General features: G+C 43.9%; 10 protein-coding genes. 4 read left to right on the top strand and 6 right to left on the bottom strand.

Annotated elements, in window-relative coordinates; all coding sequences use genetic code 11:
• The first annotated feature begins 1 nt into the window (after position 1).
• A complete protein-coding gene (locus LZZ85_RS06890; RefSeq protein WP_255724008.1) occupies positions 2-1,153 on the top strand; it encodes a lycopene cyclase family protein in 1,152 nt (383 codons plus the stop codon).
• Positions 1,154-1,166: 13 nt separating this feature from the next.
• Here the strand turns inward: LZZ85_RS06890 and LZZ85_RS06895 are convergent, their stop codons facing one another.
• The 4 genes from LZZ85_RS06895 to LZZ85_RS06910 are packed head-to-tail and all read right to left on the bottom strand — an operon-like array spanning position 1,167 to position 8,186.
• Positions 1,167-3,554, bottom strand: a complete 2,388-nt coding sequence (locus LZZ85_RS06895) for a hypothetical protein (RefSeq protein WP_237870006.1) — start codon at positions 3,552-3,554, stop codon at positions 1,167-1,169.
• 36 nt (positions 3,555-3,590) lie between these two features.
• A complete protein-coding gene (locus tag LZZ85_RS06900; protein WP_237870008.1) occupies positions 3,591-4,718 on the bottom strand; it encodes a DUF4249 domain-containing protein in 1,128 nt (375 codons plus the stop codon).
• A gap of 1 nt (position 4,719) precedes the next feature.
• Entirely contained in the window at positions 4,720-7,482 is a 2,763-nt protein-coding gene (locus tag LZZ85_RS06905) for a TonB-dependent receptor (RefSeq protein WP_237870010.1), read from the bottom strand.
• 8 nt (positions 7,483-7,490) lie between these two features.
• A complete protein-coding gene (locus LZZ85_RS06910; protein ID WP_237870012.1) occupies positions 7,491-8,186 on the bottom strand; it encodes a hypothetical protein in 696 nt (231 codons plus the stop codon).
• Between the two features lie 642 nt (positions 8,187-8,828).
• On the opposite strand from LZZ85_RS06910, the gene LZZ85_RS06915 reads away from it, so the two are divergent.
• The gene (locus LZZ85_RS06915; protein ID WP_237870014.1) at positions 8,829-12,041 is read left to right on the top strand and encodes a SusC/RagA family TonB-linked outer membrane protein; all 3,213 of its coding nucleotides are present in this window, start codon (positions 8,829-8,831) and stop codon (positions 12,039-12,041) included.
• A gap of 53 nt (positions 12,042-12,094) precedes the next feature.
• Entirely contained in the window at positions 12,095-13,540 is a 1,446-nt protein-coding gene (locus LZZ85_RS06920; protein WP_237870016.1) for a SusD/RagB family nutrient-binding outer membrane lipoprotein, read from the top strand.
• A gap of 263 nt (positions 13,541-13,803) precedes the next feature.
• On the opposite strand, the gene LZZ85_RS06925 is transcribed toward LZZ85_RS06920, so the two are convergent.
• Positions 13,804-14,244 (bottom strand): hypothetical protein, encoded by a 441-nt coding sequence (locus tag LZZ85_RS06925; RefSeq protein WP_237870018.1) that lies wholly within the window; start codon positions 14,242-14,244, stop codon positions 13,804-13,806.
• 220 nt (positions 14,245-14,464) lie between these two features.
• On the opposite strand from LZZ85_RS06925, the gene LZZ85_RS06930 reads away from it, so the two are divergent.
• Positions 14,465-15,283, top strand: coding sequence for an SDR family oxidoreductase (locus tag LZZ85_RS06930; protein WP_237870020.1), 819 nt, complete (start codon positions 14,465-14,467; stop codon positions 15,281-15,283).
• Positions 15,284-15,403: 120 nt separating this feature from the next.
• On the opposite strand, the gene LZZ85_RS06935 is transcribed toward LZZ85_RS06930, so the two are convergent.
• Positions 15,404-16,537, bottom strand: a complete 1,134-nt coding sequence (locus LZZ85_RS06935) for a glycoside hydrolase family 18 protein (RefSeq protein WP_237870022.1) — start codon at positions 16,535-16,537, stop codon at positions 15,404-15,406.

Consider the following 16,537-nt stretch of genomic DNA (forward strand, 5'->3'; position numbering starts at 1 on the left):
ATTGACTACTCAATCCAAATATGATTTCGTAATTGCAGGTGCAGGATGCGCCGGGTTGAGCCTGCTTCTACGGATGCTCAAAAGTGGCAAATTTACCGACAAGAAAATTTTACTTATAGATAAAGATCAGGTGAAAACCAACGACCGAACCTGGTGTTTCTGGGAGCAGGAGCCTGGCTTTTTTGAACAACTGGTATACAGGGAATGGTCACACCTTGATTTCTTTGGTGAAGGGTTTACTGCTACACTGGATGTCTCTCCCTATCAATACAAAATGATCCGCGGGGTCGATTTTTATGCGTATTGTTTCAGTGAGATCGCAAGACACCCGCAGGTTGAAAAGCTGTTTGGTGAAGTGAAAGGTCTTGCCCGCAGAAACGGGAAAGTGATCTTGCATATAGATGACCGCGAAATGGATCTTGGTGATCCGGTCGTGTTCAATTCCCTGCTCAAAGAAAAGAGATCCAAAAAAGATATTGTACTGCTTCAGCACTTTAAAGGTTGGGTGATAGAAACGGAGACACCCTTTTTCGATCCGGGTAAGGCAACGCTGATGGATTTCCGGATTGATCAGCGACACGGGACAAGCTTTGTGTACGTATTGCCATTTACAGAACATGCGGCGCTTGTGGAGTATACACTATTTACTCCGGCACTATTGAAGGATGAACAGTATGATGAAGGGTTAAAGAGTTATATCAACGAATACCTGGGTATTAGCACTTTCCTGGTGAAGGAGCAGGAATTCGGGATCATTCCCATGAGCAATCGGATTCATCATTTTTATAAAGACGGCATATACAATATCGGAACGGCTGGCGGACAAACGAAGGCTTCCACCGGGTATACATTCAGGTTTATTCAGAAGCAATCAGATCAGATCGTTCAGGCGTTGATCAATGAACGCCCGCTTTCTTCCATTCCCAAACCACCATCGAGATTCAGGTTTTACGATAATACATTACTGCACATTCTTTATCATGATCAACTACCGGGCAAACAGATCTTCTCTACACTTTTTCGCAGGAATGATCCGCGCCGTGTGTTAAGGTTTTTGGACAATGAAAGTACATTGGCAGATGAATTAAAGATCACTTCTTCTTTGCCCACCTGGCCTTTTCTGAAAGCAGCAGCAAAGACAATTTTTCCATAGCCAGTTTACGGCCTTATTTTACCTCGAATTTTACGACCTTTTGTAATGGTTCTCCGCCTGTGGTTGCCCCATTGATTACTATCTCGTATGTGCCGGGGAAGTCTGATGAATAGCTGTCGATCATTTTACCGATCCCATTACTTTTTAGCTCCAGGTAAGGTTGCCATAGTAAAGTTGTTCTGTAGTCAGGTATCCGAGGATCACCTTTCTCGTCTGGCATATAAACCGGAGAATGAAAAGTCCTTTTCAGTTGCAGCCCTTCGTAGTCCACGGTAAATGCTGATGGGTCCAGTTCTATCGCATCAAATTGAGCTTTGTATGTTTCAAAGCTTACAATACCATTGTAGATCGTTCCTCCATACCGGTAACGTCTTGGCACGACGTCTATTTTTTTTACTTTGTAGGCATCATAGTTGAAGATCTGGTTCACGTCATTCAACGGTACTCCATCTAATAAGACAAGTGTTCCGTCACTATAGAAAGCTTTCGTCTTTTCATCAAAAATGCTAAGTTTAAGCTTACTATCCTTTAGAGATACCATTATGGATGTGACATACTCTCTCAATACTTCTTCTATTGTGGAGAAACGCGTGTAATCGTCCAGCAGGTAGCTGAATTCCGGTTTTCCGAAGAAAGGGAAAGTGTCTGACCTTGAAGGGATCTGGAACTCATTCAGTTGATCAAACTGGAATGTATTGCGCACCTGCATGGCAATGCTGCGTGCAATGAGCGACGTGCTGTCTGCTTCATCTAATACAAGGCCAGGAGACAGTGAATCTATATTAGCAACCACTCCAAAAGGATTGACGAGTTCGAATTTGCAGGATGATGACGGCGATGAATTATGTGCTTTGATTACGATGCTTCCCGGACCGTAATAGTTTTCAACGATAAACCGGACGATCCCATTTTTGTCGCTGGTTGCCGTATAAAATCCAAACGGTGATGAAGGCGTTGATAATGCACACAATACTCCGGGTTTTGGCATATTGTTCCAGTTATCGATCACACGTGCAGTAATGGTATGCCCTTTGAGTTCGGCTTTAGATTCGAAGACCGGTTTTGTGCTTGGCCCAGCAGGATCAAAATATCTCCATCCATGAACGAGAAGAAGGTTTTCCTGGTACTGTGGTTCTCGTTTTGCTTCTTCGGAGAAATAAAATGAAGGAGCCTCTACCACTCCGTTAAGGCCGGCAGTCAGCCACATGTATTCATAAATACCTGATGATTCGTCTTTCTGTGAAGCTGGCTTCCAGGTAACAGACAAAGAACCGTTAAAGTTTTGCGTGGTGTCCGTTGTATTGATCAGCGCCGTCTCTATACGCACATTTTCTCTCTTGCCAAATATGTTTTTGTTTGTTGTGATACCGAGGGCGCTGCTTGCGGATTTTGGAGCGGTGAATATTAATCGTTCACAAACAGGCTGTTTGTTCGCATCAAGCAGTGTGATACTGGTAACACCTTCTCCAAGCTTTGTTCTGTCTATTTGATACTCGTGAAAGCCGTTGTTAAAGTCGATCTCCGCAAGATGCTTTGACTGGCTTTGTGCATGAAAGAGAAGATAGGCTTTTGTGGATATGCCCGGGCTGACAGGCTTAAAGTAGCTTTTGATCACAAACTTGCCATTCTGTTCATTCACAGACAGAGCGTAAGGGTTTCCGGTGATCTGCGGTATGAACTCTTTTTTGATCACCGTTCCGTCTGCAAGTATCACGGAGGCGTGGTACTTTACATTCTTCCGTGGAGTGAATATGAATTGCCCCAATCCAAAGCGGAGTGTACTGATGTGGGTCAGGGTGTCATTTTTTTCATCAGTGATCACCCCGCTGGCTTGTAGTCCTTTTTTGGTGTTAGGATCGAGTACACAAAATCCGAATTTTGCAGGCTGGTCCGCCAATACATTTCCGCCTTCAGGAAAGAATCCGATAAATGCGACGGCCTGTTTTTGTGCAACAGGGATCACTTTGCTTGTGGAAATTGTATTGATTATGCGGATAGTTTTTCTGAAATAATATTTTGAGCCGGATTGTTTGATCTGGCTTGTGTATGCTTCAAATGTATAGGCTCCTGAAGGAAGTTGTGGAGGCAGATAGAAAGAGCCGTCGCCGCCATTATGGCCAGTTGGCAGCTTTCCCTGCAGCACGGATTTGCCTTTGGCATCAACCAGCTCTGTGTAGGCGGTTGTTTCTTCGCCAGGTGTTTTTAGCGACAGTGCGTCTGCGAAGTGTAGCCTGAACCAGATCAGTTCTCCTGCCAGGTATTCATCTTTATCAGTGTGTACATAGATCTTATCTCCGCGCTGCTGCCCGGAAGCCGAATGATGCAGAACAATGCATGCACCGATGATCAACAGGAATGTGATTGTGCGTCTTATTGTTGCTGATGTTGGCTTTTGTGTCATTGCGATTTAACGGTATAATTATAGAGAAATAAAAGCTTACCAGAAGTTAGGCCTTGCTAAGTTTCCTCTTCTGCGGGTGCATTCAACACACGGACCCGGAGAGGCGAGGTAATAGTCAACTGTGCCGCGGGGAGTGTATCCCGTAAGCACGGGGATCATCCCCCCGCCAACAAAAAAGTCCTGAATACTATCAAGTGGAACGGTATCCAACTCGCAGATCTGCGGATAGATCCAGTCTGGCAGGGTAGTGAAGATCCTCTTTGAGCTGACCGTAGATGCGGTGATATATCCTATCACGATCGCATTGTTGTCATTTATGCAGCTGATATTTCCTCTCAGTTCGGAAGGTTGAGGGTCAAACAGTGTTCCCAGTGATTCCGTATTTTTCTTCATCAACTCGTAGAAATTATATGCATCCTTGCTCAGGCTGTATTGGCGCAGCATCAGGCTGTGTCTGACGGCAAGTCTTTCGTCAAGCTTAGGTATGGTCAGAAGTGTTTTTTCATTGATCACATTTGCCGACAAGGCGGTGGATGCGCCGAGAAGGATGGTGGAAGACGTATCGTATTTCCAGCATTGAAACTCCATTTCAGCGGGCAGGCGATCCCGTACCAGGTTCGCGTTTTCCTGGTAGATCAACAAAGAATTATAGTAAGAATTTATTTCCCAGGTTTCATCATAGTCCCAGCGATAGTATTTTGATTGGTTTTCGGTTCCTTTTGAATTTACGTAAAAGGACGCTCCGCTTTCATTCCGTTTAAGTCCAATACTGTCGATTGACGGAGTTGTCAGAGGAGTAATGAGTTGCGACAGGTATTCTTTCCCATCTCCCGTTTTAATGCGCACCTTGTATTGTTGGGTGAAAGACAGGTTAAGCCTGCGGGCTGTATAAAAACCTGCGCTCGTCATCAATAAAGGTTGTGTGCTGCCATCGGTGCCCTCTACTATTACTGTGGCGTTCATTTCAGCCAGTGGCAATGGTCTGCCCTGCATACTGTAGCTGCGTGTCAGCCTGATCACGGTGCTATCATTTCCTGGATTAAGGTTTCCCTCAACGATGAGGTATCCTACGCCAGGTGATGGCAGTTGCGGGTCAAATTTTTCTTTACACGCTACCAGTGTGGATACCACCAGTAAAGCTGCGAAAAATAGTTTCTTTATCATGCTAGAAGCGGATGTTATAGTTGATAAATGGAATGATATTTCCGAAAACGGATAATTTGTATCCGTTCACTGAACCATCTTCCGATACAAAGTATACAGAGTAAGGATTCTTTCTTCCAAGAAGATTATAACAGCCGACTGTCCATGAATTATGAGTCAGCTTTTTCACTTTGTGGTTTCCTTCGATATTAACAGAAAGGTCCATTCTGAAGTAATCAGGAATGCGGTGCTGGTTCCGGTCTGAATAAAGTACACGTGCTGATCCGGCATAGTAAAATCTTCCTATAGGGTAAGTGATCGGTCTTCCTGTGCTGTAGGTGGAGTTCATAGAAAGTCCCAAACGGTGATTGATCCTGAAGGAGCTGGTAAGTGTTACATCATGTGGCTTATCATAGTTTGCGGGATATTCCCTGCCGTTGTTGATCTGCCATTGCTGATCCTGTGCTGTTGAACGAAGAAGGACTCTTGAATAGGTATAGCTGATCCATCCGGTCAGTTTGCCTACTGTTTTTCTGATCATCAGCTCGGCTCCATAGGCTTTTCCTTCTGTGCTGATAACATCAGTTTCTATGCTATGATTCAACACAAGTTTTGCACCCGGTTTGTAATCAAGATAATCATGGATCCGTTTGTAGTAGAATTCCACTGAGGTTTCAATGGTGTTAGATTTAAGATTTTTATATAATCCCACTGATACCTGTTCTCCACGTTGCGGCTTTACGTTAGGGTCGCTGAGTTTCCAGATATCGGTTGGCGAAATAGCTGTTGTGTTAGACAGCATATGTATGTATTGGCGTTGCGAGTTAAAGCCTGCTTTGACAGAAAGGGTCGGGTTGAATGCATACCGGGTAGAGAACCGGATCTCCGGTCCGCCATACGTTTTGATGAATTTCCCGCTTTTGTAATCAACAGTGGATGTGAGCGTGTTCTCATTCTTCGGTTCACCCGGCGCATAGTAGTTGACCTGTTTGGGGCCGAGGAAAGAGTAAAGAGAGTAGCGCAGGCCCGTACTGAAAGAAAGGTCTGGTGTTGGGCTGTAAATATGTGTAAAGTAGGCGGCATTTTCGAGTGCCTGTTCGGTTTGAACGATATCGGTTACTACCAGCGATCCCGCTTTTCCGGGTGTATAGCTTCCGGGATCAAGTTTGTAAAGCAACGAGCTTATGCCGAAATCGAACGAGTGCTGTGCATTTTTAAAATAGGTGAAGTTCAATTTAGTGAACATTTGCCTTATTCTGAATGCAAGGGAATATGCATTTGTCTCATTATTTAAACTGGCCGTTTCGAATTCATAATGATCATATCCAGCGATCAGTTCCCCCTGCAGTCTTTTTGTTAATGTACGTTTCCACTTAAGTGAAAAGTTACGATTGGTGTATTTATAAGTTGTGTCATTATTCAGGGAAAACTTGTCGTTGCTCAGATAGCCGGAGAAATAAAGATTGTTGGAGCTGTCTATCCTGTGACTGATCCCAAGATTGATATCATAGAATGATGCACGGCTTTTTTCATATTCTGCGGGCAGAAGCCCGATCAGCCAGTTAGCATATGTTGTCCTGCCGCCAGCGATAAAAGAGGTTTTGTTTTTATCAAGCGGGCCTTCTACCTGCAGTCTGCTTGTAATGGCGCCAATGCCTGCGGACCCGGTGATGTTTTTCTTATTTCCTTCGCGGTTGTTTACGTTGAGTACAGATGCAAGACGGCCTCCGTATTTTGCGGGGATCGTTCCCTTAAAGAGTTCGACGTCTTTAACCACTTCCGGGTTGAATGCGGAGAACATTCCAAAGAAATGCGAGGGGTTATAGATCGTTCCTTCGTTATATAATATCAGGTTCTGGTCAGTAGATCCTCCGCGGACGTTAAAGCCGGTGCTGGCTTCACCAACTGTTTTTACGCCTGGTAGCGTCGTAATGGCTCTCAGGATATCTGTTTCGCCAAATAGAGCCGGAATTCGTTTGATGCTGGTAATGTCCAGCTTGGCCGTCCCCATACTTGTACTGCGGATATTACTTGTCTTCCGGGCAGAAACGATCACTTCGCGTAATGTGGGCACCTGCTGCTGAACGTCAATATTGAGCTTGCCATCTGAGTGAACGGTGATCTCTGCGGTAAGTTCACGTATTCCAATACCCACAACACTCAGCGGGTAGTCACCGGTTGGCAGGCTCACAGAATACTCTCCATATTGATTGGAGGTTGTTGAGTAACGATTATCTATCAGAATGGACACGTTGCTCATTGGCTCTCCCGTTCTTCCGTTGCGGATAATGCCCTGTATCAGCGCAACGGGTTTGCCTCCATTATTACCACTGCCAACCTCGAAGCGCAGTTTTTGTTCTGTTTTGGATACGCGATGGTTATAAAGCATCTTACTGCTGTCTGCAGTCGTATTGCCTGCAGCGATATTATCGCCATCGGCATAAAATCCACGCGGTAGTGTCGTTTGGATTTTGATTTGTTGCGTGATATAAACTTTTTTGTTTGGATAGTCGATGGCAAAGGTAGATGCAGTGCCGTCCATCAGCTTGTTCAGCACAATTTCAAGGGCCTCATCATTCGCCTGAAAACTGATCTTGCTGGTGTCTAGTCGCCCCGAGTCAAAATAAAAGAAGAAGCCGGTTTTTTTTTCCAGTTGGAGAAGCAGTTCTTTTCGGGGAAGGCTGTCATATTTTGCGGTGATAGTAACCCCTTTTTCCTGCGTATTAGCCGCCTGGCTAATAATCAGCAAGCTGCCTAGAGCCGGAAGTATTTTTTTATTGAGCATTACTGGATCTATTTGTAGAAGCCTGCAGCGACTATTATCGCTTCTTCAAGATTTTTTCTGATATCGATTTGCTTTTCCCTGATGCTTTTTAGTATGGCTGTTTTTTTATCTTTTATAATAGCTAAAAGATCACTTTTCTTTTTTATCCGAAAGAATTTGTTGTCTTTCCTGACAAAGAACATGTCTGTGACAACAAATTCTCGTTCGATCGTTCTGTCTACGATTTCCTCTTCAATGATCTTTTCTCTTTTTGCAATAAATGTAAAAGCGCCTTCAGTTACCACTTCATAGAATCCCGGAGTAAGCCTGGGATCTGTTGTTTGATCAAGATGGACGAAGTTGCGATGGTCAAGCGTGAATTGTTCGAGTCTTTCCGGGAGGACAATGAAAGGGGATGTGCTGTCCGAGTGTTGAACAACAAGGTCTTTATTGCAAACATCGTACATCGCTTGCGCGTTATACCAGACTCCATCATATTTAATAACAGCAGGTACCCAGTTATTTTTTGGATAAAATGGATGGCCTCCAGTAGAGGGGGAGTAGCCGATGAATAATCGGCCATTAAATAACGGGAGATGCTCCCTGAAGGTTATATAAAATGAATCTGGCAGGAAAACAGGGTCTGCCGTTCTCTTCAAATTATCCTGTGCGCATGCGGCAGATAATTTGAAGAAAAACAAGGTGGATAATAGCAGTTTGGTCATGATTAATTACAGGAAAATGGTTTTGTTTAACAGCGCGAGTTAATTCTGGCACGAATTTTTTTTGACTCCCCCCGGCAAATTCATTAATATTATATATTATTCTAAGGTGAGTTAGATTTCTATTATGGATGTAATTTTTGCTTTTTGCCTGTAAATAATTTATAATTATAATGATATTTCTAAATTTACGCAGGAAGATACAAAGTTGGTCTGTATTATGTAATTTGATAATTGATATTTTTTATTTAAGTATGACTTTCAATTTCTTGTATTTGTTTTTTATTGAAAATGGAATTCCTGTTCGAAAAAAAATTTTTTGTTAAGTATTTATTAATATCTTGGTTGCTCCAACCATCCACTGAAACGCTATTATTACACCGGTTTTCTCTTAAAACCGGCCAAGGTTAAGGAAGTATTTTGTTCAACAGCTCTGAAAAAGCAATGGGTTAGCTATCTTTTTGATCAGCTATATCTGCAGTATCCCCCTATGCACAGTTGAACTGTTTCCTCCGTTTTATTGCCATGTGATTAACAAATAAGCTTTGTACGCGAGAGCGTATCTATACTTTTTTGGCCTGAACTCCGGCGGGCTGATAGACTAATTATTTTCCGGAGGGCATTGAACGAACCCAAAACTTTAACATGAGAAAACTTGCATCACTGCTTGTGTTGCTGGTGCTGCTAACTGCTGCAGCATTCGCACAAACCCGGACAATCACGGGTCAGGTTAAGGATGAAACAGGATCCCCCATCCCGTTTGCATCAGTAATGATTAAGGGGACAAAGACCGGTGTTACTGCCGATGAAAATGGTTTCTATAAGATCACAGCAAAGAACGGAGATGTTCTTTCCGTTTCTGCTGCAGGTATCGAAATCACTGAGGCTTCTGTAATTGCGGGTAATACACTTGCAATTAATGTGAAGAAAACCGGAACGCTTGATGAAGTTGTAGTAACTGCCCTTGGCGTTAAACGGGAGAAAAAGGTGCTGGGTTATTCTACGCAAAGCGTTAGCGGTGATAACCTGACTTTCGGTAATGGCGTTGACGTAAATAGCGCTCTTGCGGGTAAAGTTGCCGGTGTTAAACTGCTTGGCTCTCCTTCTTCTACATTCGACAATGCGGGCGTATTGATCAGAGGTCCAAAAGGATTTGGTATGGACGACGCTCTTTATGTACTGGACGGTACGGTAATATCTGATATCACCGTTGTTAACATGGATAATATCGAAGACGTGTCTGTTCTTAAAGGTGGCGCTGCAACGGCACTTTATGGCCTTCGTGCTTCTAATGGTGTTGTGATGCTTACCTCAAAAAAAGGAAAGAAAGGTGGTGGTACCTCTGTCGAATTCAAGACTGGCCTTGCTCTGGAAAAACTTGGTTTGATACCAGATTATCAGAATGAATATGCGGGAGGTTATAGTTCTACAACTGTGGCACCTGCTACAAACTTTACCAGTGACGGTTGGTATACTTTCCGTTACAATGCTGCCAGACATCCTGCTTCATGGGCTTCATGGAATGGTCAGAAAATCCTGGAATATGGAGCTGATGAAAGCTGGGGACCGCGTATCGACGGAACTTCTCAATATCGTGAAGCGATCAGCTGGTATCAGGGAATGGATCAGTTCGGTCAGTTAAGCACAATGAACGCCCATCCGAACAACGTGCGTGACTTCTTCCAGACAGGTAAGACTTTCTCAACAAATGTTGCATTGACCAGCAGTGGCAATGGTTATACTACCAGGTTGTCTTATCAGAACCAGGATCGTTCTCTGATCCAGATTAATTCTAAACGTATGTTGCACCAGTTGGGTTTCAGTGGAACCTTCGACGTAAGCAAAAAGGTATCGTTTATGACGGATATCCAGTACGCGTATGATGATCGCAATGGTCAGCCTTTTGAAGGTTATCGTAATGACGGACTGAACATCACGCAGGGCTTCAACCAATGGTTCCAGCGTCAATTAGATATCAAGGGCATGCGCGACTATATTTTCGCTCCTGATGGACGTATCACTACATGGAACATCGGTGATCCAAACACGGCGAACAGTTTGAATAATACCGTTGCACTTACTACTCCGCAATACTGGGATAACCCATGGTATGTTGCGCAGTATAACTATCAGACTTCGCAAGCTCAGCGCCTTACTGCCAATGTGGGCGTAATGGTTGATCTGTTCAAAGGTCTTAAATGGAATGCGTTCGCGCGTCGTTACTCTTTAAACAGTACATCTGACAGCCGTATTGCTAATGGCGGTCTTGAACAACCCTACTATGGCGTTGGTCAAACCCAGAATTCTGAAATGAACTATGAAACCAACTTCCTGTATAAAACGAAGTTTAGTCAGGACTTTACCGTGGATGCGATGGCTGGTATGAATATCCGCCGGAACACCAACCGTGCGATGAGCACAAATACTGTAGGCGGTCTTTCTGTACCAAACTTCTTTAACATCAGGGCTTCACTTCAACCAGCCAGTGTCTCTAACTCCTTCTCAAGAAGGGAAGTATGGAGCCATTATGCGCGGGCTACTTTCGGGTATAAGAATTACCTGTTCCTGGATGGATCAATCCGTCAGGATGTATCATCTACACTTTTCCCAATGGATAATAAGTTTTTATACGGTTCGGGAAGCTTGAGCTTTGTATTTACCGATCTGCTTAAAACCTCATCTGTGAGCAACTGGCTTTCTTTTGGTAAAGTGCGGGCCAGTATCGCGCAAGTGGGTGAAGACATTGACTTTGCTCAGACAGCGACTCAACTGTCCGCAGGTACTCCATTCAATGGAATTCCTACTGTTTCTTATGGAAACTCCAACCAGGATGCTCCTGTTGAGCCGGCTTTGCAGACTACTTATGAAGTTGGTACAGAGTTGAAGTTCCTGAAAAACAAGATCGGATTGGATGTGACGTATTATTACAATAAGAATATCAATAAGATCCTTTCGGTTAATATACCAAGTGCGACTGGATTCAGCAGCGTCCTGATCAATGCAGGGGAGATCACAAATAAAGGCTTAGAGGTTTCTGTTACGGCTAATCTTGCATCTAAAAAGGATTTCAGCTGGGATGCGGCATTTAACTGGGCAACTACAAGCAATAAAATCGTAAAAATTACAGACCAGGTTAAACAGCTTACATACGGTTCTAATGGTGGTGCGGTAGTTTATCACGTCGAGGGTAAAGAGTGGGGTACTTTATATGGTCGTACTTACCAGATCGATCCGAAAAATGGCCTCCCTATCATCAATGCTAACGGTGTAGTTCAGATGAATACGAACGTAGAGTTGCCTTACAACATTCTTCCTGATTGGACTGGTGGTTTTGTAAATACTTTCCGTTACAAATTCCTCGATCTGGCTGTTAGCCTTGATTATCAAAAAGGCGGCAAGATTTTCTCTTTGACCAAGTATTACAATATGGGTGCGGGTCTTTCTCCTGAAACTATTGGTATAAATGATAAAGGCTTCTCCTGGAGAGATTATCCATCTATCGGCGGTGGTTACAAAGTTGAAGGCAGCGACGGTAACGGTAATGCAAGAACTGTATATGTTCCTGCCCGTACTCAGTTCTACACTAACATGCAAAGAAATACAGAGAATTATCTGTTTGATGCTGATTATATCAAGATCCGTGATATTCGTCTTGGTTACACTTTCCCTAAATCAGTTGCTCAGGCAATCAAGGCTAAGAATATCTATCTGGCATTGTTCGTAACAAACCCATGGCTGATTTCCGCACCTGCAAAAGCTGCTGGTGTTGATCCTTCTGAGCTGGAAGGCTCCTGGAGTGAGTCTGGTCAGTTGAGCCAAACACGCCAGTTCGGTTTCAATGTGAAATTCAACTTTTAATTAAGTGAATAAGTGAAGCAAATTGATTTACAATTATTAATTATCCTGTAATTATGATCAAGAAATTTTTAAATAGCAAAGTTCTGATGGCGCTGCTTTTTACAGCCAGCCTGTCTTCTTGCAAAAAGGATTTCGGGGATATGAACATCAACCCTGCAAACCCTTCGCCAACTGAATTAAGAACAAGGATGTTGCTCGCGAATGCACAGTTAAGCATTCCAGGAATTTTCTTCGGTAATAACACTGCAAATTTTTACGCACAATATCTCTCTGAAGGTCCATACCCGGGAGCTTCATGGTATAACACGGTTAACTTCGACTGGGGCGCAACTTATACGGGACCGCTTTATGATCTTAAGCAAATCCTGAAATTTGTTGACGCATCAGCACCTGAAACTGCAGGCGGGGGTGATCTTGCTAATCAGAAAGCCGTAGCAACGATTCTTTCATGCCAGTATTATAACTGGTTGACTGACAGGTTCGGTGCGATCCCTTATTCTCAGTCGTTAGACATTACTAACCTGGCTCCTGCATACGATCTGCAGCAAGCGGTTTATGATGATCTCTTCAAAAAACTTACTGAAGCTGTAGCAATGATCAACACATCTGCTGTAGGTGTTCAGGGTGATCTGATGTTCGCTGGTAATATGCTCAGGTGGAAAAAGTTTGCCAACACTCTCCGGATGGACATGGCACTGCGTATTTCCAATGTTGATCCTACCAGAGGTAAAACGGAGTTTGCTGCTGCTATCGCAGATGCTGCTGCAACTATCCAAAGCAATGCCGACAACATGACATGGGCTTATAACAGTGCTGCTACAACCTTTTATAACCCATGGTACAGCAACTACACTGTAAGTGCACGTAACGACTATGCGATCAGCAAAACATTGACTGATTACATGTTGCCTAAAAACGACCGTCGTATTACTGCTTATGCAGAATCTTTGAGCGGATCATACGTAGGCCTGCCTTACGGTGTTGCCGGTGCTGTAAACATTCCTGGTACTTATAGCCGTATTGGGGACCCTTTCAGACAAATGACTTCTCCTGCAAGGTTGTATAACTATCCTCAGGTGCTTTTCATGATGGCTGAAGCGTATAAAATCGGCTATATATCTGGTGGTGATGCTTCTGCTGCTACAGCTTATGCGAATGCAATCAGAGCATCATGGGAGATGAACGGTGTTTACAATGCAACTGATTACAACGCTTATATGGCACAAGTTCCTTATGACGCTGCCAATGCAGTTAAGCAGATCATCACAGAAAAATGGGTTCACAACTACCTTAATGGTAACGCTGCCTGGAATGACTGGAGACGCACAGGTTTCCCTGTTCTTACTCCAGCTCCTGCAACTGCTAACCTTGGTGGTATTCCTGTCAGACAAGCTTATGCAACCAGCGAGCCGAACATTAACAAGGCGGCTTACGATGCTGCCGTAGCTGCTCAAGGTAAAGATGATTTGAACACCAGACTGTGGTGGGATACTAACTAATTAGTAGTCGACCTTAAAATAAAAAGAGGCTGTCTCAAACTTTGAGGCAGCCTCTTTTTATTTAGTCGCCTGACCCGGACGAATAGTCGGTTTGTAGTTCCCCGTACCTCTGTTCGGGGCATCCCTTTCTCTGTATAGATTCTAAAAAGTCTTGAGGATCAAACTGACGGAGAATATAAGGATAGTGATTGTTTGAGCTGCTTATCGATAGACAAGGATGAATGATCCAGGTCTCGAAAGCCGGTAGAAAATAAAGGATCTTGTCACTGATCTCCGTCCAGTTGCATAAACTCCCTTTTTACAGCTTTCAGCATGCTGAACAATTGCGCGATCTGGATCAGCAACATCACTACCAATGCCAGCAATACATACCACGGTAATTTTACCTTGTCTATATTGGTGATATTCTGGAATCTTTCCAATTGCCATCCGGCGAGTGCGGCGCCAAATGCCATACCTACAAGAAGAAAGGATAGAAGGGAATAGATCACTTTTCTGAACATGATCTTCATCGTGGAATAACCAACCTTAAAGTTCTCAAAAATCGCCGCGGGGATAATTAATACAAGCGTGATCCAGCTCCAGTTATCACGGAACCAGCTATCGCTTAGCGAAAGGTTCAGAGCCAGGATCAGTATGATAGAAAGTAGGCCCCATGGGAATAAAAGGAAGGAGGATGTTTTTTGTTTGTCAGTTGTTGGCATGGTTGAAAATTATGGAAGGGAAGTTAAGGATTTTTGGGGAAGGGGCTGGTGCCGGGCCGGAGTCCGTCCTGGCTAACGTTTCGGCGGACAGATAACGCACCGGAGGGGCATTGTGTGAAATCGTTTCCGTAGATCGTCTGCCCGACCATCACGTTAAAGCTTGTTTTTATCAGAAAAACCGTCAACCTTTATCCCTCATTTTTAAGTAAATCAATAACGAATGACGGCTTCACGGGTATTAGAAGGGAAGGTGATCGTGGTCACAGGAGGAACAGGGATCCTTGGTTATAGTATGAATAAGGCACTGGCCGCAGCTGGCGCATCTGTCGTAATAATCGGCCGGAACGGAGAAACAGCGAAAGCAAGAGCTGCCGAAATTACCAGTGAAGGAGGAGTCGCGATCGGCCTCAGCGCTGATGTATTGCAGGAAAACCAATTGCTTGAGGCAAAAAAAGTGATCATAGATCAATTCGGGAGAATAGACGGACTGGTAAATGCAGCCGGAGGAAATATGCCAGGAGCTGTTGTACAACCGGAAGAAGACCTGTTCTCTCTGGATATGTCTGCCCTGCAACAGGTGATGAACCTGAATCTCTTTGGTACTTTACTGCCTGTGCAGATCTTCGGAAAAGCGATCGCGGAAACAAGTAAGGCTGGTGCGATCGTCAACATCTCGTCTGTATCGGCGAAAACGGTATTAACAAAAGTACTCGGTTACAGTCTCGCGAAAGCTGCCATTGAAAACTACACAAAATGGTTTGCCGTTGAACTTGCAAAAAGGCACCAGGGACAGATCAGGATGAATGCCATAGTCCCCGGATTTTTTCTGACGGAGCAAAACCGTTCATTATTGACCAATTCAGACGGGACATTTACTAAAAGAGGGAATGACGTTATCAATAATACCCCGCTTGGAAGATTCGGTGAACCAAAGGAATTGAACTCCGCACTCACATGGTTACTGAGTGAAGAGTCTTCTTTCGTCATCGGTTCTACCGTGGTGATTGACGGAGGGTTTACTGTATTCAGCGGTGTTTAACGCTGGACAGTCATAACTTGTGGCTAAAACTATAAATGACATCTTACCGTACTTACGGGTAAGACGGTAAGATGCCGGACTAATCCCGTTTGTTTTTTATCTATGCAGTCCATGATGCTGTTATTTCCCTTTGAGCGCCTCATTCACTACTTTCAATAAGTATTCTTTCGGGTCGGAAGAATATTCCCAGAACATGACACCGCCTAAATGGTTTTGATCAACATAGTTGCATTTCAGTTTTATCGATTCTTCGTCATCATAAGAGATGAAGTGCCTGGTATTTTCATTGAACAGATAGGGTGCTTTCGCTTTATCATCCCAGTGCCGTACGAATCCGTTCATGCCGATCACACTGTCTTTTAAGAAAGTGAAACCACCGGCTTTTGCAGGGCTGACGATCTTCTGGTTCAACCCATTTTCTTTTGTACTTTCCACGATGCCGGCTCTTCCATAAAATGCCATGCCAACGACGAGTTTAGAGGCGGGCACACCTGCCGCCATAAAATCTCTGACAGCTTTGTCTGCGGAATTCTCATTCGGATTTCCGGTTGACGCAAAAAGATTGGTATGATGACCGGCCAATCCCCAGCTATAATCGTATGTCATCAGGTTAACATAATCAAGGTATTCCTGCGCTTTTGCCATTTCGGTTTGTTGAATGAATCCGGCAAAGCCGCCTACTGCGGTAGTGAGCTGATATCGCTGACCGGTAATGGATGTGATGCTGTCTAAAGCATGCCGGAGTGCTGCAAACATCAATGTATAGTTCTGTTTGTCTTCCGGTCTGAATACGTTCCCGTCGCCACGCATGTTCGGATATTCCCAATCTATATCTACTCCATCTAATTTATGCTGATGAATGATCGCGGCGGCACTCGAGGCAAATGCGTTGCGGGAAGTGTCGGTCAATACTGCATCAGAAAAATTCTTGCTCCATGACCAACCGCCGATGGAGATCATGATCCGTAAACCATTATTGATCTTTTTTAGTTGATTCAATAAGCGGAAGTTTGTTGTATCTGTTTTTTCATGATGCAGCCAGGCCCGGTTATCTTTTATATCAACGAATGCATAGTTGATATGTGTCAGCTTCGCAACGTCTATCGATTCCGGTTTGATCAACCCTTTATATCCTGCCACATAACCGATCACAGCATATCGTTTCGCTGCGACATTTTGATTGGTTACTTTATTTGTTCCGCAGGATATCAGTAGAATGCTGAATAAAAGAAAAAGCTTTGATATGTTTACCAT

It is taken from the genome of Terrimonas ginsenosidimutans (assembly GCF_022012415.1).
Classification (GTDB): domain Bacteria; phylum Bacteroidota; class Bacteroidia; order Chitinophagales; family Chitinophagaceae; genus Terrimonas_A; species Terrimonas_A ginsenosidimutans.